The following is a 23,337-nucleotide window of genomic DNA, read 5'->3' on the forward strand; positions in this document are numbered from 1 at the left end:
GCCGCTGAAATAAATGAAGAACATGGTTAGAAAGGGTTGTTGTGTCAAACACTGAAACTGAAATTAATGAAAATGATGTGTTAACCGCCGAAGTGGTGGCTGATTATCTGCAGAATCATCCTGATTTCTTTATGAATCGTCCGGCACTGGTTGATCGGCTGGCACTACCACACCAGCAACTTGGCGCGGTTTCTCTGGTTCACGTGCAGTTGAACCGGCAGAGACACCGGATCGAAGAGCTGGAAGAAGAAATTACCGCCTTGATGTCTTTAGCGGCCAGTAATGATCGCACGCTACATGCATTTATGGATTTACAGGAACAGATGTTTCGGTGTGATGATTTAAGTCAGGTGATTGAGGCGATTGAACGCAAAGCAGAGCAATTATCGCTGAAAGCGCATATCCGTTTGTCCGGAGCACCGACACAATACGCTTTGGATGCGGCTTATTGGCAGCGTTTTACAACCAATAACTTTAATGGAAACCTTGCTTATTTAGGCAGAATGAGAAAAGCGGATCGCGATGGCTTGTTCGGTGAGCACTCGGGGGCGCCGGAATTCGGTTCTTATGTTGTAATGGCGGTTCGGGGGAAAGACACACATGGGATCCTTGCCTTTTCCAGTGAAGATGGCGGTCACTTCCAGCCGAGTATGGATACATTGTTCTTACGTTATCTGGCTGAGGTGCTGACCCATTTATTACATGTTCTGCCATGGAAACGGGTATGATACGAGTCAGTCACAGAGATGAATAAGTTCGTCATATGAATGGTGAAAGTCTGAGATTACCGGATGAATTACAGCAACCCCTTCAACGCTTCTATGAATATTTGAGAAGTGAGAAGGGGTTGAGTCTATATACGCGGCAGAATTATCAGCAACAACTGATGCACATGGCGGCTTATCTGGCTGACAATGGTGTGATGTGCTGGCAACAGTTAGATTCGGCCTGGGTCAGACAGTTGGCAGCCAAAGGGATGCGTGACGGTATCAAAGCCAGTAGTCTGGCAACGCGTTTGTCTGCATTACGCAGCTTTCTGGATTTTCTGGTGTTAAGAGGTGACTTAACCGCGAATCCGGCCAAAGGGGTTTCTGCACCGAAAAAGAAACGACCATTACCGAAAAACTTAGATGTCGATGAAGTCGCACAGCTCCTTGAGGTGAATGAAGATGATCCGTTAGCGATTCGTGATCGGGCGATGATGGAACTGATGTACGGAGCCGGTCTGCGCTTGGCGGAAATGGTCAGCGTGAATGTGAGAGATATTCACCTTGGTCTGGGAGAAATCCGCGTGATCGGGAAAGGGAACAAAGAACGCAAAGTCCCGTTTAGCGGTCAGGCGGTGATTTGGGTGAAAAAATGGATGGCGGTTCGCGGGCAGCTTGCTCATCAGGACGAACCGGCGCTGTTTGTTTCCAGTCGTGGCGGGAGAATCTCGCATCGTAATGTCCAGAAGCGGATGTCAGAGTGGGGGATGAAGCAGTCCGTCGCCAGTCATATCAGTCCTCATAAATTACGTCACTCTTTTGCCACGCATATTCTTGAATCAAGTCATAATCTGCGCGCGGTGCAGGAATTATTGGGGCATGAAAATATCTCAACCACTCAGATATATACCCATCTCGATTTTCAACATTTAGCGCAGGCTTACGATCAGGCGCACCCACGCGCCAAGAAAAAACGGAAATCATAGTGCATGTTTTATTACCGCTCTCTCCCCTCGATTCAGGCAATGACCTTTGATTTGGACGATACGCTCTACGATAACGTGCCGGTGATCCGGCAGCTCGAACGTAAGATGTTGGATTGGATGCATTTAAATCATCCGGTCAGTGCGCTGCGTCCGGCGGAATGGTGGAAGCAGTTGAAAGTGAATGTTGCTCAGCAAACACCGGTGTTGGTCCATGATGTGACGCAATGGCGCTATGAGCACGTTAAACAGGGATTGATACAGTTGGGGTACGCTGCCGATGAGGCTCGCAAAGCGGCTGAAGATGCAATCAATGAAATGTTCTACTGGCGTCACCAAGTGGAGGTGCCGGAAGAAACCCATCGTGTTTTAACACAGTTGAGCCAAAAAATACCGCTCATCGCGGTGACCAACGGTAATATCGATCCGAACAAAATTGGTCTGGGAAACTATTTTCAGCAAACCTTGCAAGCCGGGCCGGACGGCTTCTCTAAGCCTTATCCCGATCTGTTTATCAAAGCGCAATCCGCCCTCGATCTGCCTGCTGGTCATATTCTGCATGTCGGTGATCATCTGAAGACGGATGTTTATGGCGCAAAAATGAATGGATTCGCGGCCTGCTGGTTCAATAACCTCCACCGAAATATCCGTATCGAACCCGCGGCAATCTTACTGCCGGATGTCGAGATTGAGCAGTTACCAAGCTTGTTAGATTTCGTGTAACGGATTGCCCAAAGGGTCTGCTGTTGGATTAATTCAACGCGTTGCTTTATCCGCTTGCAAGGCATCCATAAACCGATGCAGAAAATCTTTTAATGCCTGAGCATCTTGCGTCTCGCCTCGTTGAGCGAGCAAAGTGGCAACGACTTCTAACGTACAGAGTGAGTCCGGCTGCTGGTTGCGCCTCAGGCGATAAGATGAGGTTGTATCCGGTGTAATTTGTACGCGTGGCAGGGCTGCCAGCCAGTCACTCTTTCTTGCCATTTTCCGCGCCTCCTGCCAAGTCCCGTCGAGTAGAATGAAATGAGGGATGCGCAGATGATTCCGGGACGGTGACTCGTATATTGGATGTTGATCGTCGGATTCATTTAGGTGTGCCTGAGTGTCAATCTCATCTATTGTCAGGGCGTGCGGGCCGGGGAAAAGCAGAACCGGAAAAAACCGGGAATCGTCTAATTGCTGCTGAAATTGTGCATCGGGTTGTTTGCGCTGCCACAGGTATGACTGACACTGTGGCAGTGCGCGAACAAGCCAGCGTCCGGTATTGGTTGCCCGCTCCTGTTCCCGCTCATGAACCAGCAAAGATAGTTTGATAGTGCTTGTACAACGGGGAATTGACTGACAAATACACTGATATACCAAACCACAGCCGGGACATGGCTGCGGGGATGGTTGACTGCCATTCATGGTTGACTCCAGAACAGCGTTAAACCTCCTTCGCTGATATCGTAGATCTGTTGACCGACTTGCTCTTTGGGGGCGTGAAGCCGATTACCCTGACGGGTAAAAATCCGCTGGGAGAGCAGATATTGCTGTTGATGTTGAGTCATGACCACCTGAATCTGATCAGCATTGAGTACCTGCCAAAAGCCGGTTTCCACAATCGGGACCGGATCATTCTGATAACGATAAAGTGTCTCAGCGGTATGATCAGCTTTTAGCCTTAATGTTACCGAAAAGTTGTCTTGCCGGGTTGAAGTCGCATGATAGGTTGCAACCCATGATGTAGACGGATCCTGATTACCGAGCCGGGCACAACCACGATACCGGCCTTTCTGAGTGTTGAATGTTGCCATCCACCCGTATAAGGCTTGGTGATTCACTTGACAGAGTGATGGTGAGAGTTTCAGTGTTCCCTGTGGCGCAGTGTACACCCGCTGTTCTTCCGTGTGGTTTACGAGCTTAACGGGCCACTGCTGAGGTGCTGATTTGCCAAACGTTACGTCCAAGGTATCCGGTGACGCCATGTGAACACGCCAGTGTGGATTTTCCCCCTGAGCTGCGGTGTTTTGTAGTGGTTGACTACAGCCTTTGACGGCATCCTGTGAGATATAGTTAATCTGCTTTGCAATCAGTCGTGCCCGGAAATCAGCATTGTAACCAGTCTGACTTGGCGCTGTGAGGACGCCGATGACTTCGCCATAGATCGATTGATAAGGAGAGGCGACCTGTTGACTGAGTGTCTGATACTGTTGTGCCGATAGCGTCAGTAAAAATTGTTGATTGCTGTTGCAGGGGGTAAATGAGCTGGTCTGCGGGCCAATCACGATCTGGCCGCGAAACAGGATGCGCGGAATCTCAACCTGAGCTGATTGCCCCAACGCAACATGCCCGTCAGGAGAGGAGTTCATTGACGATGAACAGGCTTGCAAGAGTAACATCGATAAGCTGAATATTAGAATTTTCAAGGGCTTCATGGTATATCTTCCTTACCTTAACCGAACGAGACATCGTTTCTGATAGCAACAGCATAACATTATGGCATATTGGTTATTTAAAACAGAGCCTGATACCTTTTCAATCGATACTTTACGCGAGCAGCAGCGAGCTTGTTGGGAAGGCGTCAGAAATTATCAAGCGCGCAATATGATGCGTGACCAAGTCCGTTGCGGAGATCTGGTTTTGATCTACCATTCGTCCTGTAAACAGGTTGGGGTGGCAGGCATTGCCGAGGTGGTTCGTGAAGCTTATCCGGATCATTTTGCATTTGACCCCGCCAGTGATGTTTATGATCCCAAATCGACCCCGGAAAATCCGCGTTGGGTGATGGTCGATGTCGCTTTTGTCAGCAAAATGAAGCGGATCATTCCTCTCTCTGTCATGAAAGCAATGCCCGAACTGGCGCAAATGCCTCTGGTTCAACGCGGTAACCGACTGTCAATTATGCCGGTGACAGAAGCGGAGTGGCAGGCAATCCTTTCTCAGTGCTGAACTTGGACCACGACAGGGAGGAATCCGCCTGTCTGGTCGTGGATCCGAGCCTCTATCTATCCTATCCCCGTTTCCGACTCGTTACTTTTCTGATTATTGACAGCCTGATTATTGACGACCTGATTAGGGTCGTTCAATGACAGGGTGTACTGCGTGATTCCCTTGTGATGTTGTGCGTATTCGACTGAGCAAGTTTTTGTAAATAGGAATCATTATCCAATTATTGGTATGTTTTGAACCTGAATATCCAACGATTCATCACCAGAGTCCGTGAATTTATTGTGACACTGGTGATTGGTGAATGAGATTGAGGAACCGATGAGTGAAGGTTTGGTCTGTTATCATGAGAATTAACACTATATCAGTCAGAAATATAGGAAATAATGCGATCTTAGCTACGAGTTCAGAGGATTTTTATTGGAGTTTATACGTATATTGGTTGTATGCTAATAGCTGCTGTTGCAGTGCAACGGTGAAACAAGTATTAGCGAGAAATTCAGAAAAATAATCATGAATGTTTGTTTCGGCATACAAGGCGGATGGCTTAGATGGGGACGGCTTACTCCATGACCTGAAGCCTGCTTTCAACTGATTTGCGCATATGATGAACGAGTTTAGGGACGATGGGTGATGGCATTTCTGATCTGGCAAAAGCAACTCTGCTTGGGTGGACAGACTATTTTTATGAATCGTTATGCGCGTGACGATTATACAACCGGTGCTGCGCAAGAAGGTATCACCTTACCTGAATCCCTGCTCGGGGCTGTCAGTAAAAGAAAAGCAGAATTTGTTGCCGGCAGAATTGCCGCAAAGTATGCCTTACTGCACCGGGGCGCATCTGAACCTTGGGTCGGGATTGGAGAGCATCGTTCTCCGGTGTGGCCCGAGGGGTTTATCGGCTCCATCTCACATACGGATGATACGGCTATTTGTACAGTGACTACCAAAGCAGAACGGTTATCACTCGGGGTTGATATTGAAAACATCATGGATGAAACCCTCAGTGAGTCGATCGGAAAAATGATTGTTACGCCTGAGGAAATCAAGCTCCAAGCTGTGACTGACTGGCGTAAAGCACAGTTTCTGTCTCTGATGTTTTCTGCCAAAGAGAGCTTGTTTAAGGCGCTCTATCCTTTAGTGAAACGGTATCTTGATTTTCATGATGCGCAATTAATCTCCCTCGAGCCGCAGCATTCACATTTCACGTTTGAACTTTCCCCGATACTTCAGCAACAGACCGGCATACAGTTTTGTCATGGACATTATCTGTTTCTGGAAGACGCACTCGTGACATTAATACAAATTGAACGGGATGCCTGATGTAAACAAAGTATGAATTATCCCTTAGTTGGCAGGGTGGCTTAAAAATAATGAATGATAAAAAATATACCAATCCGTTTGACGATGTGAATCATCGGTTTCTCGTACTGACTAATGACCGCGGTCAGTATAGTTTGTGGCCTGAATTTAGTCTTGTCCCTCAAGGTTGGCAAGCGATTTTCGGTCCGGATGATAAATCTGCCTGTCTCAGTTATGTCGAACAGAACTGGCAGCATGTTCATCTCTCAGGACTTAATTCATGAAGGACTCAATCGCTATGTCTATGCACAATATTGATGAATCGATACCGTTATGGCCACAGGTCGTCACATCATCTGAAAACGTGGGTTTTGTAACAGATTTGGATCCGGTCACATCCGCCATGGATCTGATTGATGAATTCTCATCTCGCACTTCGCCAAAACATCCCCTTCAGACATGGTCTGCCGGTGCCGCATTACCGCTTCCCGCTGAATTCCAAACCATTCTTGATCTGCTAGAACAGCACATTGAATCATGTCCGGCACGGCTGGCTTTATACGACGGACAGACATCATGGACATTCGCGCAACTGAATGAACAGATCAATTCGCTTGCTGCGAATTTTCTGCAAGCCGGTGTACAACGTGGCGATATTATCGGGGTTGCATTACCGAGAACCGGTGCTGCGATAATTGCGCTTCTGGCTGTGATGAAATGTGGTGCAGTTTATCTTCCTATTGATCCGGACTACCCTCAGGAACGAATTGAGGCGATTCTGGAACAGGCTCGTCCCCGTGGTGTCCTGAGCGATGCAACGCCATCGTTTGGTTTGCAACAAGCGCTGCAACATATCACCGCATCTTCATTCTCCGTATCGCAATGGCGACTTGAAACATTATTGTGCGCAGGGGGAGAGTTTCCTGCTGATTACCCCTCACCGCAAAGAGAAGATACGGCTTATATTATTTTCACATCCGGTTCGACCGGCAAGCCGAAAGGTGTTTTGAATCATCATGGGGCGTTGTTGAATCTTGCCCTGTCTCATCGACAGACCATTTTTGAACGGGCGCTGTCGCAGCTGAAGCAAGTGTGTGATCGCAGCGTTATCCGGGCTGCCCATACCACCTCTTTCTCTTTCGATGCATCTTGGGAACAAATTTTATGGCTGATTCACGGGCATACATTGTATCTCTATTCGAATGAACAGCGGCGGGATGCTTTTGAACTGACCCGGTTGGTCGCACAACATCAAATTGATGCTTTAGATCTGTCTCCTTCGTTGTTTTATCAGATGCTGGAAGCCGGACTGATGGCTATGCCTCATGTACCGACGCTCGTTTTGGTCGGAAGTGAAGCCATACCACATAAGTTGTGGCAGAAGGTGAATGAGTATCCTGCACTGATTGTTGAAAACTTCTATGGGCCAACTGAATATACGGTTGATGCCGTGAGTGCCAGTTTTAAAGCGGATGAGACGCCGGTGATCGGCCGTCCTATCGCTAACACGCGCACCTATGTATTAGACGAAACCCTGACCCCGGTACCGACGGGCTGTGTCGGAGAGCTTTATCTGGCGGGGGCAGGGATGGCGCAGGGATATTTGAATCAACCCGGGATGACCGCAGAACGTTTCGTTGCGGATCCATTTGTTGCCGGTGACGTGATGTACCGTACCGGAGATTTAGTCCGTTGGTCGGAGAAGGGGCAACTTGCTTTCATCGGACGCTGTGATGATCAGGTTAAAATCCGTGGTTATCGTATTGAACTGGGGGAGGTTGAAAACGCATTGTCATTGCAATACGGGGTGGCTCAGGCCGTTGTGGTGGCACAGCCTTTTGCCGGTACGCACCGCTTGATCGGGTTTTGTGTGCTGACACCGGAGCATACCGGACAACTGAATAGTGAATATTTGTCAGCAGCGCTTGCACAAGTTTTGCCCGATTATATGGTTCCTTCTGTGATTGAGATTATTGATGAGATGCCGGTTAATGCGAGCGGTAAAATTGATCGCAAAGCGCTGGCTGCGACGCCCCTGTCGGTGAGTCGGTGTGTCGGCAGGGCTCCGCAGACTGATATTGAACGACTGTTGTGTCAGGAAGCTCAGCCACTGTTCGGGCTCTCAGCGATCTCCGCGGAAGATGACTTTTTCTCACTCGGTGGCGATAGCATTTCTGCGATGGCTTTGGTGAATCGGATTCGTCAGCAAGGGTACCTTCTGAAGGTGAAAGATATCTTTGTTGAGAAAACAATGGAAAAAATAGCCTTAAAAATCGGCCACCATCAGCATACCCGAGTTGTGTCTCGCGATCCTTCTGCCGGACATATCCCAATGAGTGATGATGTCCGGGCGCAATTTATTGCTGAGTATGGTGCGATTCGTGACATTATTCCGACGCTGCCGGTTCAGAACGGGCTGTTGTCTCATGTGCGTGCCAGTGGTCAACAGAGCAACTATAACGCACTAACAAAAATGCAGTTTGTCGGTGACATGGATGTGCAGCGCCTACAGCAAGCGCTGGATAATGTTGTATTGCGCCATCCACAGTTACTGGCTCGTTTTGATGTTCATATTTTAGAGCAAGCGGTTCAGGTGCTGCCCCAAATTACAGTGGCGCAGGCAGGGCAGGGCCAAGGCTTATGGCCACTGGAAATCTGCTCTCTGAATACATTGTCTGATGAGGAGCAAGATGACGCACTGGCCGCCATTGAGTCCCGGGAAATCTTACGCCCGTTTGATATGCAGGACACCCGTCAGCCATTACTTTATGCCGTATTGGTGCATCATCATGACAATCAACATACGCTGTTTTTGTCTGAACACCATTTGGTCATTGATGGGTGGTCAATGCCGATTTTGCTCCGGGATTTGCTTCAGGCTTATGTTGAGGCAACGGGGCTGGAGACCCCGCAGACGCCTGACCGCTACGCCTGCGTGATTAGACAATTAGCTTCACGAGATAAAGCTGTCGCGAGGCGAGTCTGGTCTCAGGCATTGGCAGATGCGCAGCCGACGCTGATCTATCAAGGTGAACCCCCGTCAGATCAGGTCAGTGATACGTCTTTTCGATTGTCGCCCTTGATGACACAAAAACTAACGACGCTTTGTCAGCAGAATGGTTTAACTGTCAATTCATTGATGCAAGGAATATGGGGGATGATCTTGCGGGATATTACCGGAGATGAAGATGTCATTTTTGGTTCTCCGGTTTCAGGACGTTTCTGTGACATCGAAGGGATAGAATCTTACGTCGGCCTGTTTACCAATACCATTCCTGTCCGGATTCGGCTCCAACCCAATCGCTCATTGATTGAACAGCTGAAAGCGGTTCAGTCAGAACAGATTCGTCTGTGTGAACACGATATGCTGGGCCTGGATGACATTGAACAACTGACGGGAGAGGCGTATTGGTTTGATACCATGTTATCGGTTGATAATTATCCGAATTATGAGCATTGGTTTAGCATCGACTACCACGGAATGAAACTGACCGCGATGGAAAACCGGGGTTATACCCATTTGCCGCTGACCGTTTTTGTGACGCCCGGCGAGTCTTTGGAGGTGCTGATTGCGTACCGTTCAACCCGTTATTCACCTCAGCGTCTGGCAAGGCAGTTTGAAGGGCTACTGAAACAGATTATTGAGCAGCCGATGATGGCGCTGCAACATTATACTTTGAATCCTGATTTGGCGGTGCCAATGACGTCGGGGAGTACTGCTATCGAAAACCGGGCAACATCGGCAGATGCAAGTTGTCTTATTCCGATGGATATACCGATATCAGTAAACTCATGATGTGGAGCCAACAGTGACTGTCGGAGTGCTCCGCCGAGTCATCTAATCTCTCCACCGGCAGTTTCGCTTGCCGGTGGATAAGAGCAATGATAGAGGGGAAATCCCTGCGCTTGAATTACAACAAGTGTTGATGCAGATAGTGGGCGACAGCATCATCGGCATGGCTACCGATACGTTCAATCCTCGGTAGGGCTGTCAGCACTTTTTCATGTGCCGTTTTCATCACGAGGCCACGGCCAGCCATTGACAGCATTTCAATATCATTCATCCCGTCACCGAATGCGATACAGTGATCTAAGGTATGATTCAGTGACTTGGCGACAACCTGCAATGCATGGCCTTTTGAGATCTCCGGCCCCATCACTTCAAGGCACCACGGGCTGGAGAATGCGATCGTTACTTTCCCGGCGAAGCGTTGATTGAGAATTTCCTCATAGTGCACCAGCGCATCGTGGCTGGATTGCTTATGAGTGAAGAATATTTTAGCCACATTATCCAATGGTGGATTTTCCGGTTCAAACATCTGAAACGTGAACTTGGATTCATTATGATACTGCTGAGTCACTTCATCGACATGGCTGATTCGCCATTGGTCATCATGATATATATGGATGAAAATATCCGGATCACCTTTACAGATATCAATCAAGCTTTGCACCAGTTCTTTCGGAACATTACGACTGAACATCAATTGATTATCCGGACTGTGGATCCGGGCACCATTTGAGGTAATCATAAATGCGGGAATCCCTGCGATTTCACGAATGCCGTCTACATCCACATGGTGGCGTCCGGTAGCAAAGATAAAAGTATACCCTTTCTGATGGAGCGCCTTTAGTGTGCTTTTGGTAAACGGACTCAGTTTATGGTCCGGAGCGAGTAATGTTCCATCAAGATCAGAAGCAACAATGCGAATATCTTTGCTGTTCAGTGTCATAAAATCCTCATTTGATTGATATGAAATGCAGCACTGCGTTATTGACTATTTTACGAAAAGATAAAGAGGAAAAAGAGGGTAAAATCCATCATATCATTTTTCCTCTTTTCCTGCTGTCCGGTTATAAACCGTTTATCGAGCTGTTGGTATGGCTCAGGCTGAGCGGTGAGATGAAAAGTGGTGGAGAATCGCGTCCAGAGTCGGCTTGCGGTATTGATCACTTTCAAATAACAGCTCATGTTTTGCGCCTTCGATTTTAAGGCATGTGCAGTGTGGATTGGTTTTGGCCGTTTTGCGACAGAATAAATCCTGAGCATGGTTACTGACGATGCTTTCTTCTCCTGCCTGTATGATCAGCGTAGGCAGCGTAACTTGTCGCGTCAGCTGGTGGCATTGTTTGATCGCCATGAGACTTTGCCAGACCCACTGCGCACTGGGCCCGCCTAATTTTAATTCCGGATGGCTATCATACAGTTGTCTGAACCAGCGATATCTGGTCTCACTATGGGTCAACACATTATTTTCAAACGGTTTGGACAAATACCCCTGATAACCCGGCGCATATTTGGGCTCAGATGTCAGTGCCGACAAAATTTGAGTTAAAGGGAGAGCAATGGGGCGCAGCAAATAGGGGATATGTACCCCGAACATCGGTGCGGTTAATGCCATCGCATCAAATTCATGATCCGGATGGGTCTGAATATAGCGGGTGACCACTGCACCTCCCATCGAATGAGCGAGCAGAAAACGGGCCCGATAAGTTTTCGTGGCTAAGGTATGGGCAAGGATGCTTTCCATATCACGAACGTAGTCGTAAAACTCACCGACATGGCCGATCTGCCGGTCGGTACACAGCCGCTCAGATAACCCTTGTCCTCGATGGTCATACGTATAAATATCATATCCTTGGCGGAATAAATCGTAGATTAGCTCCTGATATTTCCATGTGGACTCAATCCGTCCGTTTGCAATCAATATCATTTGGTCATGATCGGGGTGTGTGAAGCTGCACCAGTAGAGTTGCTTTTTATCAAATGCCCGTAGTGTCCCTTCCTGCCTGTCCTGCCAGAAAGTTGAAATATCGCTGCTGATGGCTTGCTCAAAGAGAAACTCTTGCGTATAAGGGGAGGTCAGTATTTTATGTTGATTCATAATCCAACTGATTGCTGATAGTATGAGAAATATTGGTATTGTGTTAAGCGTCTTAGTATAGAGGAATTCCCATGGAACTACACGTCTGGCTTGCTTATGTAGCCACGGCAATTATTTTCAGTCTGGCTCCCGGTTCAGGCACAGTGAATTCTATCAGTAATGGTCTCAATTACGGTATCCGCAGGTCACTGTTTGCAATTGCAGGGTTGCAGCTGGGATTATGCTTTCACATCCTGTTGGTTGGCGTCGGTGTCGGTGCTTTGGTCGCTCAGTCGGTGCTTGCCTTTAGTGTGATTAAATGGGTTGGTGTGGTCTACCTTGTTTGGTTGGGAATTCAAAAATGGCGTGATAGTAGCACGTCTTTTACGACTGAATCACAGACTTCGCATCAACCTTGGGTTATGCTACGCAAATCGATGCTGATCAATCTAACGAATCCGAAATCGATTGTATTTCTGGTGGCTCTTTTTCCTCAGTTTATTCAACCGGAAGGCCCTCAGATGCTTCAACTTATTATTTTAGGTGTAACGACCATGGTCATCGATACACTGGTGATGCTGACATATACTTCGCTTGCTGCGAAGCTCAGGCGATATACTCGCTCAGAATTTGTCATGCGTCGTCTGAATAAGGTGTTTGGATCCGCATTTTTGGGGTGTGGCGCTTTATTGGCGGTGGCAAAAGCCTAGGTTCGAAAAATGCGATATACATATGTTGCCCGTCAGCCAATCCTGAATGCAAAAGGAGTCACATTAGGCTACGAGCTACTTTTCCGGGACGGAGAAATGAATGCTTTTCCGTCTCATATCAGTTCAGAGCGGGCAACCTATCGTTTAATTGCCGAAAACTTTCTGACGGTTGGCAGTACATCTGATCGACGGTCTGCTCGCTGTTTTATCAATTTTCCTTATAAAAGTCTGATTCGCCGCCTTCCCTTTACTCTGCCCAAGCACCGCATTGTCGTTGAAGTGCTGGAAACCTGTGAACCGACCGATGCGCTATATCATGTTATCCGGGATTTGCATCGTAACGGCTATTTACTGGCGCTGGATGATTTTGTTTATTCTCCGGATTGGGAACGCTTTCTCCCTTATGTTCATATCGTCAAATTAGATGTTATGGCATTGGGGGTAGATGAGGCCTGTCAGTTTGTCCGGGAAAAAATTGCCGATCAATGTCAGTGTCGGTTTCTCGCCGAGCGGGTAGAAACAGAAGAAGAGTTTTTGCAGACGAAAGCCGCAGGCTTCTCCTTCTTTCAAGGTTATTATTTTAGAAAACCACAGGTGACGAAAAAGCGCTATGTGGTTCCTGAATACCTGACAGCAATGAATTTATTTATTGAAGTCTGTCGGCCGGAGGTGAACTTTGAACGAGTTGAAGAGATCCTCTCACAAGATGTGACTTTGTCTTATAAACTACTGCGTTTTGTGAATGCACTTTCCGATCGCATTTGCGTCAGTATCTCGTCTTTCCGCCAAGCGCTCATCTATTTAGGTCAAGACAGACTCAAATCTTTCGTCTCTTTGACGGTTGCCTCTTATATTGCGGTGGACAAGCCGAAAGAACTGTACCGGTTATCACTTCAGCGCGCTCATTTTTGTCAGTTGATGTCAAATCATCATGATGCTTTTCAGGAGTTGAAAGGACAGGCGTTTATGATTGGTCTTTTTTCGGTGCTCGATGCCATTTTGGATATCTCTATTGATGATTTAATGGATCAATTACCGTTACCTGAAGTCGCGAAAGATGCGTTGGCGAAACGGAAAGGTGTTTTTGGTGATTTGCTGACCATTCAGGAACATTTTGAGCGCGGTAACTGGCAGGGGATTGAAACTGAGAGCGCGAAAATCGGTCTATCGGTTGAGGAAGTCAGTCAATCACTTCATGAAGCATTGTGTTGGAGTAACAAGGCTCAATATGTTGTGTGACCCCTCAGACCGATAGCCGTAGAACGTTCTCAGAATTTAGTCTGGGTATGATGCGCGTTTAGAAAACCAATCAATTTATTGCAGCCAAGCGTTGAACATCCAGATCTGTTTTTCTTGTTCTCTGATGTAATCACTCATCAATGCTGCGGTTCCTTCATCACCTGCATCACCGGCGATTCCCAAAATTTCCCGTTGCTGTTTGACCAGTGTACCGAAGCCCTGAACTAACCCTTCAACCGTTGTTTTAGCCTGTGAAGCTTGCTTATGTTCTTGAATCTCTGAGCGTGTTACATAATCACTGAAGGTATGCAGCGGTGTGCTTCCCAATGTCAGGATTCGTTCAGCGACTTCATCGATTTTAGTCAACAGATCGGTATAGATCTCTTCAAACTTGGTATGAAGTTCAAAAAATTCTGGTCCTTTAATATTCCAGTGGTAACCCCTGACATTCATGTAAAACACCTGATAGTTGGCGAGGAGTTGGTTTAAAGATGTTGCTAGTTTTTGGCTCGTTGTATTGTCTAAGCCGATGACATTCGTTTTCATAAGACACTCCATCTATTTCTGAATTCTGTTCAATTCCCGTTCATCATACGTTGACCGAACTATGAAATAAATTTGGTTAAGTTTATTTTATCAATTGGTTATTCCTATCAAAATGAATTTCTGACAGAAGTTTGAATAAAAGATAACCACAGATTGTTGTATCAGGCAGCGCTCTCTCGCTAGAGTCCTCTATACAATAAGAGGAGATTCACAATGAGTCCCAATCGGGTTTTCTATTTCGATTTACTGCGTTCTTTGGCTGCACTGTTTGTTGTCGGTATCCATGTTTTGGGGCCATTTCGTCATCAATATGGTGAGATTCCTTTTGACCACTGGGCAGTTGCTGCCGGATTAAATGGCATCAGCCGCTGGGCCGTCCCTGTATTTATTATGGTCTCCGGTGCGTTGCTCGTCGGAGATTCACGTCCTTTCGACGGTCGGTACTATATGCAAAGAAGAGTCCTGAAAGTGGTGGTTCCGTTTCTGATTTGGTCGGTTTTCTATGCTTATTTATCGGGATGGGATACAACCGGGTTTGATTGGGAGCATGTCAAAACGCGACTCTCCGAAATGCCCTACGAAGCGACCTATTATCATCTCGGATTCTTCTATTACTTTATCCCGTTATATGCATTAATTCCTATTTTCCATTGGGCGGTCAGACGGTATGAATGGTTTACACAAGGCTATCTGTTGTTATGGCTATTCAGTTCTGTGGCGTATCTGTTCTATTGGCATGGCTTATGGTCTTATTCGTTGTGGCTTTATTCCGGTTATCTGCTGCTTGGATATTACCTGTCCCGGGAAGCGATGCATGTCTGGCTGTGGGGGCTGCTGGGAAGTATCGGCCTGGTGGTGACGGTTTATATGGTGATTCACTTGAGTGTGGATGCCGGGGAATATACCGTCAAACGCTGGCTTTCCTATAAAACGCTAAATACTGTGGTGATCGCCGGGATGGTTTTTGTCATGTGTCGGCGCTGGGCAGCGAGTTTATCCCCGCTATGGCAACAAGTGATACGGTTTACCAGCCGCTATAGTTTGGGGATATACATCCTTCATCCGCTGGTTTTATGGCCGATGCATCATTTTGTGTTAAATTTATCAGGGCATCCACTTTGGGTGATTCCATTATGGATTATAATAAGCTATATCGGTGCTTTAGTGATGAGTTGGATATGTGCTCGTTTCCGGTTGACTCGCTGGTTGCTGCCGTAATGGCAGCATCATAGGTTATCTGGGCATCAGGAGAAATCGGGGGATAACCATGTCAGAGATTGAAAAAGTTGTGCTCAGAACACGAAAGCTGGAGCATCTCCTTCGTGTTCAATATCATGCAGAAGGACGAGGATTGCATCAGTTGATCTCGAGCTGTGAAAACCGATTGCCGCATAATGTGATTAAAAAGCTGAGATATATTGCGACGGTGCGTAATAAGCTACTGCATGAAACCGATTATCAATTAGATGATTGTGAAGCATTTTTGGATGCTTATGATGAATGTATGAAAGAGCTGATGCCGAGGAGCAGTCGTTTCGTCTGGCGAGCGGCAATCTCTGTGATGATGATCATAACGATGATCGCGCTTGGTGTTTATTACATCCATTGGGAATTTGTATCAGCGAAGTTATTTGAATGAATAAATTGATAAACAAAAAGGGACGCTTCTAGCGTCCCTTTTTGTTTATCAAGGTATCAATAGAACAGAGGCAGTGTCATAAGGCCGAGAATAACTGCAATCATGACAAGTCCCTGCTTTTGTGATGGCGTGATCATAATACACTGCTCCTACAATTTGTTTGTTAATATTTATACAGAATATCATTTTTTCATGATTGATCAAATTCATTTTGTAAAATCTTTGAAAAACTATCTTTATGAGGCTTTTTAGGTGGTGTATGGCTGGTTTTTTATAGTGTTTTTGGTTGGTTGCTATTTGTTCTATACTGATTTATGGATGTTTTTTGTTGTTTAATTGATTGATTTTAAATGAAAATTTTTATTTTTAAGAGTGGTGTTTATCTAGCCTTATTGCTTTTGACGGTTTAGGTGTTTCATCGGTTTTTATTGGGCTTTTTAAGCAAAAACTAGGCTGTTATATCGATGATTTTGACAATAGTTATCAATTGAGGCATCTCTAGAATCATTTTTCAGTGGTCTGATGTGTGTTTTTGATTGTTATGCCTGAGTTGGATTTGATTTTTAAATTCATGTGGTGATTTGTTTTAAGCTATTGTTTATTAATTATTTTAATTAAATATATTAACTATGTTTATGATGTTTGAAGCGAATCATATGCTCATTTATATTTAATTTTTTTGCTAAAAAAGCAGTTTCATTGATTGATGGTTTATTTCGGGGTTTTTTAGTGGATTTGTGGCGTTTTTATACTCGGCAGGTTTAGTTCTTTACTCAGATCCAAGTTTTTGAAGCCATCGGTGGATTTCTCATGAAACGACTATAAACTAGCACCTGTTCAACACGAAGGTAGCTTGTATGCAGGAAAGCCATGTCGGTCACCCAAACAGAGTCTCTGTTTATTTGGGACTTATTTGTACCACAGTATTATTGGTTTTGATGTGGAGTCTGACGTCAGAATGGCGTGCTTCAATTGTCTGGAGTTCAGTTGCACTATGTAGCTGCCTGATCTTTACTTGGTCCTTGATAGGGCAAACCAAATTTCGCTTATCTTTTTCCACTTTCTTGTTGAGTTGTATCGCTTTCAGTCTGGCCTTTTGGCAGCATATTTTATATCCGATCCAGTGGTGGTTACCGATCACCCTGATTGCGCTTGGTATTGTTCTTTATCTGCTTTTCCTGCCTTATATCGATAAACGAATGACCGTTGTTGCCGTGTTAGGCATTGGATTACTCGGGTTGATTTGGTCTGCCACCGGGTGGTGGCTTCAGGCTCGTAGTTGGAGTGCACTGGAAGCCGCTGTCGGTGCTGCGTTATGGTTTATCGTTTTCTTTCGGGTCATGGTTTATCCCGGTCAAAGAAAGTTTAATGAACTCTCTTTAGCCACGGTTGGTGGGTTTTTAGTGGCTCTTTGTCTGCTTGTCGTGTCTGTGTTGCCATACCACGCCTGAGATGAGCTTTCCGCTGGTTCTGATGAATAGAAGTGCCTGAATACAAAGCACTCCGACGAGCTGATTCGGACGTCGAAATCTTGCTTGCAGGTTGTTATACTTCGTTTTTTACTGGACCGTCTGAGATGTAAATATGGAAATTTTTTCCGTCGCGACCATGATGTTTTTGATTATGGATCCGCTTGGTAACCTCCCTATCGTGCTGGCGATATTAAAACACCTCGATCCGAAACGACGACGTATCGTACTAATCCGGGAATTGTGTTTTGCGCTGCTCATTTTGATGATTTTCCTGTTTGCCGGCAAAAACATTCTCGGTTTCCTGAAAGTAGCGCCCGAGACTTTAAGCATATCCGGCGGTGTGATTCTGTTTATTATTGCAATTAAGATGATATTTCCCAGTGCCGGTTCCATTACCGGGCTCGCTGCCGGTGAAGAGCCCTTTATCGTACCGATGGCGGTTCCGATGATTGCCGGGCCGTCTTTGATCGCATCGTTACTGGTGTTTTCTTCACAATCGCCAAACGACTTACCGGAACTGGCCTTGGCTGTTTTTCTGGCATGGTCCGGTACATCCGTTATTTTGATGTTTTATGACTTTTTCCACCGGATTTTAGGGGAAAGGGGTTTAAAGGCTGCCGAACGTTTGATGGGGTTACTCTTGGTGATGGTATCAACACAGATGTTTTTGGATGGCATTAAAAGTTATGTGGCGGGTTAAGTCTGTTTAAACCGCCATTGAAGCCCCCGTTTACGGGGCTTTCTGATATAAGCGATAGCAAACTTGTCCGGCAACTTTTTCCCGGTAGAGTTGCCATGAAGCAGGAATGGCTGTGACCGGCCATTCTTTTTCGCTCTCAATATAAATCATGGCTTGTTCGTGTAACCATTGATTGTGCTCCAGTAACCGGAGTGTTTCCTCTAACAGCCCTTGTCGGAATGGTGGATCGATAAACACAATATCATAGGGCTTTTCTGATGGTGTTTGGGCGAGGTAAACCAGCGCATCGCTCTGAATGATTTTGAGTTGCGCTGCTGACAGAGAATCCTGATTTTTTTTGAGTTGCTGAAATGCGGCCGGGTTTTTCTCGATCATCGTGACCTGTTCAGCCTGACGCGATGCTGCCTCGAAGCCCAGACTTCCTGAGCCGGCAAACAGGTCAAGGCAGCGGGCTTGAGGAATATCGGTTGCTAACCAGTTAAACAGTGTTTCTTTGACTCTGTCTGTGGTCGGTCTGAGACCTTCAGCATCATGAACCGGCAGTTTTCGGCCTTTCCACAATCCACTAATAATCCGAATGAAGCCTGATTTGTCTCTTTTTTGTGACTGGTTTGGCTGACGATGTTTTCCCATGATTTTTTGACCGAAAATAAAGTGTTAATATAGCCGTCCGGCCTGTTTTTGTTGCAGACGGGTGAAGGACGAATTGAAGCATGATGAAGTTTAACAGCCTGAGTTTAGATTTTTCACGGCTTTGGTATTTTTTCTTTTCCTGAGCAGATAAATATTCTGAGAAAAGCATGATACCAATGACGTCATCAGTAGAACTGGTATTATAACGTTTTGAACCAATGAATAAATCTAGGATATTTCCAGATGACAGAAAAAAAGAAGCGTGGCCTGCTGTCATGGCTTGGTTTTGGTGATGATGAGACTGCCAATGAACAACATAAACTGACTGAAACATCGACCGAAACCGATGTGGGTGAGGATACCCCTGAAGCGGACAAATCTGTGGCAGAAACTGCGCCAACAGAAGCCAGCGCTGAAAATCAAGCCGTTGAGCTTGCTGAGAACGAGGTTGAGGATGAGCATCTCACTCAATCGAGTGAATCAAGCCCTGCAACCCCTGTCGCGGAAGAGCCTCAGCCGGTGAGAGTCACTGAGCAGGAAAAACCGACGGAAGGCTTTTTTGCACGGTTAAAAAGAAGCCTGAGCCGAACCAAAGCAAACATCGGCGCCGGATTTTTTGGTTTGTTCAAGGGGAAAAAGATCGATGAAGAGCTTTTCGAAGAACTTGAAGAGCAGCTGCTCGTTGCCGATGTCGGCATGGATACCACGCTCAAGATTATTAAAAATCTGACGGAAAAAGCCAACCGACAGCAGTTAAAAGACGGTGAAGCATTATACGGCTTGCTGAAAGAAGAAATGGGCGACATTCTCTCTCATGTCGAGCAGCCTTTAGTCATCGATGAGCAGAAAACACCTTACGTGATTTTGATGGTCGGTGTGAATGGCGTGGGCAAAACCACCACAATCGGCAAGCTGGCGAAGCAATATCAGATGCAGGGTAAAAAAGTCATGCTGGCTGCCGGTGATACCTTCCGGGCCGCTGCGGTTGAGCAACTGCAAATCTGGGGCGAGCGCAACCAAGTGCCGGTTATCGCTCAGCATACCGGTGCAGACAGTGCCTCGGTGATCTACGATACCATTGAAGCCGCTAAAGCACGGGGTGTGGATGTCGTAATTGCCGATACGGCCGGACGGTTACAAAACAAAGGCAACCTGATGGAAGAGCTGCGCAAAATTGTACGCGTGATGAAGAAGCTCGATGATACAGCGCCTCATGAAATCATGCTGACCTTAGATGCGGGCACCGGCCAGAATGCGATCAGCCAGGCCAAACTGTTCAGTGAGGTTGCACCGGTGACGGGGATCACCCTGACAAAACTGGATGGAACCGCCAAAGGCGGGGTGATTTTTGCGATTGCCGATCAGTTTAAGATACCGATTCGTTTTATTGGTGTCGGAGAAGGTATCGATGATTTACGCCCTTTCCAAACCGAAGAGTTTATTGAAGCGCTGTTCAGTCGGGATGAATAATGACAGCGGGGTCAATCGCTCAGTCGACAGCCGTTAACCGCAAATGACTGTAGCAAAGCCGGTTATGAAAAAGCTGATCGTGACAAAGCCGATCGTAATAAAGCTGATCGTAATAAAGAAAGTATATAGACGGGTAACGCGCATGGATTATGCTTGAGGAAGGGGATAGCGAGTGATCAGATTTCAGCAAGTGAGTAAAGCCTACCGGGGAGGACGACAAGCCTTACAGAAAGTCGACTTCCATCTCCGTCGTGGGGAAATGGCATTTGTCGGCGGGCATTCAGGTGCTGGAAAAAGCACATTACTGAAATTGATTTGTGCTATCGAACGGCCCACTGACGGACGGATTCATTTTAACGGACACGATATCACCCGTATTCCGAATCCCGATATCCCGTTTTTACGTCGTAACATCGGCATCGTATTTCAAGAACACCGGCTGTTGATGGATCGCAGCGTGTTCGATAATGTGGCGCTGCCAATGCGGATTGAATCTATCTCTGAAAATGAGATTAAAAGGCGTGTCTCTGCGGCTTTGGACAAAACCGGGTTACTGGACAAAATGCGTTGTCTGCCAAGCCAGCTTTCCGGCGGGGAACAACAGCGTGTCGGCATTGCCCGGGCCGTCGTGAACCGGCCGACGTTACTGCTGGCTGATGAACCTACCGGTAATCTTGATCCTGATTTATCCAACCGGATTCTTCGCTTGTTTGAGGAATTTAACCGTGCAGGTGTGACGATACTTCTTGCCACGCATGATATTAATCTGGTTAATTCCCGCCCGATGTATCGTCATCTCGAGTTGAATCAGGGTTTCTTAAGCGAGGTTGAAGATTATGGCCACTAAGCCGAAAAACAAACGTACCTCCAATAGCAAGAAAAAACGAGAACAGCAAAAGCGTCCGCCTCGTGATCACTTTCTGGCCATCCATTTCAAACAGGCAAAAGCGTCTTTTCTCGCGCTCTGGCAGCAACGCCCTATGGGGAATTTACTGACGCTGGCGGTGATATCAATGGCTTTAACGATGCCTGCCTGCCTGTATTTGCTGAGTAAAAACGTTGCTTCGGTTGCCAGCCATGTTGCCACCCCTTCACAAATCAGCGTTTATCTTGAGGAAGGCACACCCGAAGCCCGGGTCATGGTACTGAAAGATGAAATAGAAGTCCGCCCGTCGGTGCAGAAAGTGGAATACATTTCTCCCCAGCAAGGACTGGCCGAGATGAGTCAACACGCGGGATTTGAACAGGCGATCAGTCTGCTGGATGATTATGCATTACCCGGGGTGATCGTGATTACACCGGCAGTGAGCAATCAATCCGAAGTGAAGCAATTAGCCGAGAGTCTGCAACATGAGCAGAATGTGACTGACGTACGTCTTGACGAAGACTGGCTGACACGTTTGGATGCGATTGAACATCTGGCGACAATGGTTGTGGTGAGCTTGTCATTACTCATGTTCGCTGCTGTGTTCCTGATTGTCGGCAACACGTTACGGTTTAATGTGTTAGCGAATAAAGAGGAAATCCAAACCATGAAACTTATTGGTGCGACGGATGTATTTATTCTGCGCCCTTATTTGTACTCCGGCATGTGGTTTGGTTTTCTCGGCTCTGTCAGTGCGTGGTTATTTACGGCTTTTCTGACTATATTGTTCAATGGTGCAGTGAGTCAGCTGGCAACACTCTACGATAGTCAGTTCCGTCTGTTAGGGTTAGGTTGGGACGAATCCTTACTACTTCTGATGGTCGGGACATTACTCAGTTGCATTGCGGCCAAGCTATCTGCACAGCGTCATTTAAAAGAAATTGAACCTGTGTAGCAAAGACGTGTCTTATCTTCTGGGGTTCGCAGCGAGTCAATGTGGGATCTTGACTTCCAATAGAAAATTGTTTATCTGTATCTGTTGGGCTTAACTCGTAAGCAACAAGATGATAGAGTCCCGTAATAAAGAATAGGTTGAGTACACTCTTAATCAGAAATTGATGAGGAATTGAATGACAAACCATACGTATCCAATGGCAGTTGTGACACAAGATAGCCTGGACAGCTATATCCGTTCTGTGAATAGTTATCCGATGCTGAGTGCAGAAGAAGAACATGAGCTTGCGGAACGACTACATTACAAAGGTGAAATTGAAGCCGCGAAAGGTTTGATTCTGTCGCATCTTCGTTTCGTCGTTCATATTGCTCGTGGTTATTCCGGTTATGGATTGCCGATGGCAGATCTGGTTCAGGAAGGCAATATCGGCTTGATGAAAGCGGTCAAGCGTTTCAATCCTGAAGTCGGTGTTCGTCTGGTCTCTTTTGCCGTGCACTGGATTAAGGCTGAAATCCATGAATATGTTCTGCGTAACTGGCGCATCGTCAAAATCGCAACGACGAAAGCGCAACGCAAGCTGTTCTTTAATTTAAGAAAGTCGAAAAAGCGTCTGGGTTGGTTTAACCATAGTGAAGTTGAAACTGTGGCGAAAGAGCTGGGGGTTGAACCGTCAGAAGTCCGGGAGATGGAATCTCGTTTGGCGGCTCAGGATGCAACCTTTGATATGACCGTTGATGACGACGAAGGTCATGCAGCTTCAGCACCGGTACTTTATCTTGAAGATAAAAATTCTGATGTGGCTGAAAATCTTGAAAGCACGAACTGGGAACAGCATACCAACCATCGCTTGTCTTTAGCGATATCGAGTCTGGATGAGCGTAGCCAGCATATTGTGCGCTCTCGTTGGTTAGATGAGCCTAAAGCAACACTACAGGATTTAGCCGATAATTATGGTGTCTCCGCTGAGCGTATTCGCCAGCTGGAAAAAAATGCCATGAAGAAACTGAAGGAAGCTGTCGGAGAAATGTAGATACATTTTCGTCAGTGAAACCAAATTGAGAAACCGGGATCCCAGTGATCCCGGTTTTTATTTTGTATAGAGAAAACCCCCAGCTAGGCTGGGGGTTCCGTAAAGCTTACAGCTATAAGTCAGTTATATAACCCCTTTCAATTTGATAAAAACGTCTTGTGGTCTGGCAACTACAAGAGTTAATTAAGAATTGAAAGGGGGTCCCAATGGGGGACGAAAAGAGCTTAGCGCACACGCGCTGGAACTGTAAATACCACATAGTCTTTGCACCGAAATATAGAAGGCAAGTGTTCT

The 23,337-nt window shown here is 46.5% G+C and carries 24 protein-coding genes; 18 read left to right on the plus strand and 6 right to left on the minus strand.

Annotated features, from left to right (window positions below; translation table 11 throughout):
* Nucleotides 1–41 precede the first annotated feature (41 nt).
* From VR7878_RS08605 to yigB, 3 genes are read left to right on the plus strand one after another with little or no spacing between them, the layout of a single operon-like run.
* A complete protein-coding gene (locus VR7878_RS08605) occupies nt 42–728 on the plus strand; it encodes a DUF484 family protein (protein WP_077335258.1) in 687 nt (228 codons plus the stop codon).
* A gap of 35 nt (nt 729–763) precedes the next feature.
* Complete coding sequence (gene xerC / locus VR7878_RS08610; RefSeq protein WP_077335260.1) at nt 764–1,693, plus strand: tyrosine recombinase XerC; 930 nt, start codon at nt 764–766, stop codon at nt 1,691–1,693.
* A gap of 3 nt (nt 1,694–1,696) precedes the next feature.
* Nucleotides 1,697–2,413, plus strand: coding sequence for a 5-amino-6-(5-phospho-D-ribitylamino)uracil phosphatase YigB (gene yigB, locus VR7878_RS08615; protein ID WP_077335262.1), 717 nt, complete (start codon nt 1,697–1,699; stop codon nt 2,411–2,413).
* A 33-nt stretch (nt 2,414–2,446) separates the two neighbouring features.
* Here the strand turns inward: yigB and VR7878_RS08620 are convergent, their stop codons facing one another.
* Nucleotides 2,447–3,097, minus strand: a complete 651-nt coding sequence (locus VR7878_RS08620; protein ID WP_077335264.1) for a tRNA-uridine aminocarboxypropyltransferase — start codon at nt 3,095–3,097, stop codon at nt 2,447–2,449.
* Nucleotides 3,094–4,107, minus strand: coding sequence for a COG3650 family protein (locus VR7878_RS08625; RefSeq protein WP_077335265.1), 1,014 nt, complete (start codon nt 4,105–4,107; stop codon nt 3,094–3,096). Before VR7878_RS08625 ends, VR7878_RS08620 begins: the two co-directional genes overlap by 4 nt.
* A gap of 61 nt (nt 4,108–4,168) precedes the next feature.
* Here VR7878_RS08625 and VR7878_RS08630 point away from each other — a divergent pair, with 61 nt between their 5' ends.
* From VR7878_RS08630 to VR7878_RS08645, 4 genes are all read left to right on the plus strand, one after another.
* Nucleotides 4,169–4,621, plus strand: a complete 453-nt coding sequence (locus VR7878_RS08630) for an EVE domain-containing protein (RefSeq protein WP_077335267.1) — start codon at nt 4,169–4,171, stop codon at nt 4,619–4,621.
* Nucleotides 4,622–5,251: 630 nt separating this feature from the next.
* Nucleotides 5,252–5,941 carry a 4'-phosphopantetheinyl transferase family protein gene (locus tag VR7878_RS08635; protein WP_077335269.1) on the plus strand — a complete coding sequence of 230 codons (690 nt, stop codon included), beginning with the start codon at nt 5,252–5,254 and terminating at the stop codon, nt 5,939–5,941.
* Nucleotides 5,942–5,991: 50 nt separating this feature from the next.
* Entirely contained in the window at nt 5,992–6,204 is a 213-nt protein-coding gene (locus VR7878_RS08640; RefSeq protein WP_077335271.1) for an MbtH family protein, read from the plus strand.
* A gap of 14 nt (nt 6,205–6,218) precedes the next feature.
* Nucleotides 6,219–9,716 (plus strand): non-ribosomal peptide synthetase, encoded by a 3,498-nt coding sequence (locus tag VR7878_RS08645; RefSeq protein ID WP_159440444.1) that lies wholly within the window; start codon nt 6,219–6,221, stop codon nt 9,714–9,716.
* A gap of 115 nt (nt 9,717–9,831) precedes the next feature.
* Here the strand turns inward: VR7878_RS08645 and VR7878_RS08650 are convergent, their stop codons facing one another.
* Together VR7878_RS08650 and VR7878_RS08655 are read right to left on the minus strand one after the other, a co-directional pair.
* A complete protein-coding gene (locus VR7878_RS08650) occupies nt 9,832–10,653 on the minus strand; it encodes a Cof-type HAD-IIB family hydrolase (RefSeq protein WP_077335275.1) in 822 nt (273 codons plus the stop codon).
* Nucleotides 10,654–10,806: 153 nt separating this feature from the next.
* Entirely contained in the window at nt 10,807–11,805 is a 999-nt protein-coding gene (locus VR7878_RS08655) for an alpha/beta fold hydrolase (protein ID WP_077335277.1), read from the minus strand.
* Between the two features lie 71 nt (nt 11,806–11,876).
* Here VR7878_RS08655 and rhtB point away from each other — a divergent pair, with 71 nt between their 5' ends.
* Complete coding sequence (gene rhtB / locus VR7878_RS08660) at nt 11,877–12,494, plus strand: homoserine/homoserine lactone efflux protein (protein ID WP_077335279.1); 618 nt, start codon at nt 11,877–11,879, stop codon at nt 12,492–12,494.
* Nucleotides 12,495–12,503: 9 nt separating this feature from the next.
* Nucleotides 12,504–13,733, plus strand: coding sequence for an EAL and HDOD domain-containing protein (locus VR7878_RS08665; RefSeq protein WP_077335281.1), 1,230 nt, complete (start codon nt 12,504–12,506; stop codon nt 13,731–13,733).
* A gap of 75 nt (nt 13,734–13,808) precedes the next feature.
* Here VR7878_RS08665 and VR7878_RS08670 read toward each other — a convergent pair whose 3' ends face one another.
* Complete coding sequence (locus VR7878_RS08670) at nt 13,809–14,279, minus strand: Dps family protein (RefSeq protein ID WP_077335283.1); 471 nt, start codon at nt 14,277–14,279, stop codon at nt 13,809–13,811.
* A gap of 213 nt (nt 14,280–14,492) precedes the next feature.
* Here VR7878_RS08670 and VR7878_RS08675 point away from each other — a divergent pair, with 213 nt between their 5' ends.
* From VR7878_RS08675 to VR7878_RS08690, 4 genes are all read left to right on the plus strand, one after another.
* Nucleotides 14,493–15,497 carry an acyltransferase gene (locus tag VR7878_RS08675; protein WP_077335285.1) on the plus strand — a complete coding sequence of 335 codons (1,005 nt, stop codon included), beginning with the start codon at nt 14,493–14,495 and terminating at the stop codon, nt 15,495–15,497.
* A 49-nt stretch (nt 15,498–15,546) separates the two neighbouring features.
* Nucleotides 15,547–15,918 carry a DUF4145 domain-containing protein gene (locus tag VR7878_RS08680; RefSeq protein WP_077335287.1) on the plus strand — a complete coding sequence of 124 codons (372 nt, stop codon included), beginning with the start codon at nt 15,547–15,549 and terminating at the stop codon, nt 15,916–15,918.
* A gap of 857 nt (nt 15,919–16,775) precedes the next feature.
* Nucleotides 16,776–17,369 (plus strand): lysoplasmalogenase family protein, encoded by a 594-nt coding sequence (locus VR7878_RS08685; RefSeq protein ID WP_077335289.1) that lies wholly within the window; start codon nt 16,776–16,778, stop codon nt 17,367–17,369.
* Nucleotides 17,370–17,502: 133 nt separating this feature from the next.
* On the plus strand, nt 17,503–18,090 hold the full coding sequence (locus tag VR7878_RS08690; RefSeq protein ID WP_077335291.1) for a YhgN family NAAT transporter: 588 nt from the start codon (nt 17,503–17,505) through the stop codon (nt 18,088–18,090).
* A gap of 30 nt (nt 18,091–18,120) precedes the next feature.
* Here VR7878_RS08690 and rsmD read toward each other — a convergent pair whose 3' ends face one another.
* Nucleotides 18,121–18,723: a 16S rRNA (guanine(966)-N(2))-methyltransferase RsmD gene (gene rsmD / locus VR7878_RS08695; RefSeq protein ID WP_077335293.1), complete on the minus strand. Its 603-nt coding sequence runs from the start codon at nt 18,721–18,723 to the stop codon at nt 18,121–18,123.
* A gap of 243 nt (nt 18,724–18,966) precedes the next feature.
* Between rsmD and ftsY the strand changes: the two genes are divergently transcribed.
* From ftsY to VR7878_RS08720, 5 genes are all read left to right on the plus strand, one after another.
* Complete coding sequence (ftsY, locus tag VR7878_RS08700) at nt 18,967–20,193, plus strand: signal recognition particle-docking protein FtsY (RefSeq protein WP_077335295.1); 1,227 nt, start codon at nt 18,967–18,969, stop codon at nt 20,191–20,193.
* Nucleotides 20,194–20,365: 172 nt separating this feature from the next.
* Nucleotides 20,366–21,040: a cell division ATP-binding protein FtsE gene (gene ftsE, locus VR7878_RS08705; RefSeq protein ID WP_077335297.1), complete on the plus strand. Its 675-nt coding sequence runs from the start codon at nt 20,366–20,368 to the stop codon at nt 21,038–21,040.
* A complete protein-coding gene (gene ftsX / locus VR7878_RS08710; RefSeq protein WP_077335299.1) occupies nt 21,030–22,013 on the plus strand; it encodes a permease-like cell division protein FtsX in 984 nt (327 codons plus the stop codon). The genes ftsE and ftsX overlap by 11 nt, the downstream gene beginning before the upstream one ends.
* Before the next feature lie 175 nt (nt 22,014–22,188).
* Nucleotides 22,189–23,043, plus strand: a complete 855-nt coding sequence (gene rpoH / locus VR7878_RS08715; protein WP_077335301.1) for an RNA polymerase sigma factor RpoH — start codon at nt 22,189–22,191, stop codon at nt 23,041–23,043.
* A gap of 206 nt (nt 23,044–23,249) precedes the next feature.
* Nucleotides 23,250–23,337 (plus strand): transposase (locus tag VR7878_RS08720; protein ID WP_175561600.1); only part of this gene is annotated, 88 nt, incomplete at its 3' end.

The organism is Vibrio ruber DSM 16370, from assembly GCF_900163965.1.
Lineage (GTDB): Bacteria > Pseudomonadota > Gammaproteobacteria > Enterobacterales > Vibrionaceae > Vibrio > Vibrio ruber.

Coding starts and splice junctions, on each gene's coding strand:
- xerC (WP_077335260.1), top strand. CDS start 764: ATGAATGGTGAAAGTCTGAGATTACCGGATGAATTACAGCAACCCCTT.
- yigB (WP_077335262.1), top strand. CDS start 1,697: ATGTTTTATTACCGCTCTCTCCCCTCGATTCAGGCAATGACCTTTGAT.
- VR7878_RS08620 (WP_077335264.1), bottom strand. CDS start 3,097: ATGAATGGCAGTCAACCATCCCCGCAGCCATGTCCCGGCTGTGGTTTG.
- VR7878_RS08625 (WP_077335265.1), bottom strand. CDS start 4,107: ATGAAGCCCTTGAAAATTCTAATATTCAGCTTATCGATGTTACTCTTG.
- VR7878_RS08630 (WP_077335267.1), top strand. CDS start 4,169: ATGGCATATTGGTTATTTAAAACAGAGCCTGATACCTTTTCAATCGAT.
- VR7878_RS08635 (WP_077335269.1), top strand. CDS start 5,252: ATGGCATTTCTGATCTGGCAAAAGCAACTCTGCTTGGGTGGACAGACT.
- VR7878_RS08640 (WP_077335271.1), top strand. CDS start 5,992: ATGAATGATAAAAAATATACCAATCCGTTTGACGATGTGAATCATCGG.
- VR7878_RS08645 (WP_159440444.1), top strand. CDS start 6,219: ATGTCTATGCACAATATTGATGAATCGATACCGTTATGGCCACAGGTC.
- VR7878_RS08650 (WP_077335275.1), bottom strand. CDS start 10,653: ATGACACTGAACAGCAAAGATATTCGCATTGTTGCTTCTGATCTTGAT.
- VR7878_RS08655 (WP_077335277.1), bottom strand. CDS start 11,805: ATGAATCAACATAAAATACTGACCTCCCCTTATACGCAAGAGTTTCTC.
- rhtB (WP_077335279.1), top strand. CDS start 11,877: ATGGAACTACACGTCTGGCTTGCTTATGTAGCCACGGCAATTATTTTC.
- VR7878_RS08665 (WP_077335281.1), top strand. CDS start 12,504: ATGCGATATACATATGTTGCCCGTCAGCCAATCCTGAATGCAAAAGGA.
- VR7878_RS08670 (WP_077335283.1), bottom strand. CDS start 14,279: ATGAAAACGAATGTCATCGGCTTAGACAATACAACGAGCCAAAAACTA.
- VR7878_RS08675 (WP_077335285.1), top strand. CDS start 14,493: ATGAGTCCCAATCGGGTTTTCTATTTCGATTTACTGCGTTCTTTGGCT.
- VR7878_RS08680 (WP_077335287.1), top strand. CDS start 15,547: ATGTCAGAGATTGAAAAAGTTGTGCTCAGAACACGAAAGCTGGAGCAT.
- VR7878_RS08685 (WP_077335289.1), top strand. CDS start 16,776: ATGCAGGAAAGCCATGTCGGTCACCCAAACAGAGTCTCTGTTTATTTG.
- VR7878_RS08690 (WP_077335291.1), top strand. CDS start 17,503: ATGGAAATTTTTTCCGTCGCGACCATGATGTTTTTGATTATGGATCCG.
- rsmD (WP_077335293.1), bottom strand. CDS start 18,723: ATGGGAAAACATCGTCAGCCAAACCAGTCACAAAAAAGAGACAAATCA.
- ftsY (WP_077335295.1), top strand. CDS start 18,967: ATGACAGAAAAAAAGAAGCGTGGCCTGCTGTCATGGCTTGGTTTTGGT.
- ftsX (WP_077335299.1), top strand. CDS start 21,030: ATGGCCACTAAGCCGAAAAACAAACGTACCTCCAATAGCAAGAAAAAA.
- rpoH (WP_077335301.1), top strand. CDS start 22,189: ATGACAAACCATACGTATCCAATGGCAGTTGTGACACAAGATAGCCTG.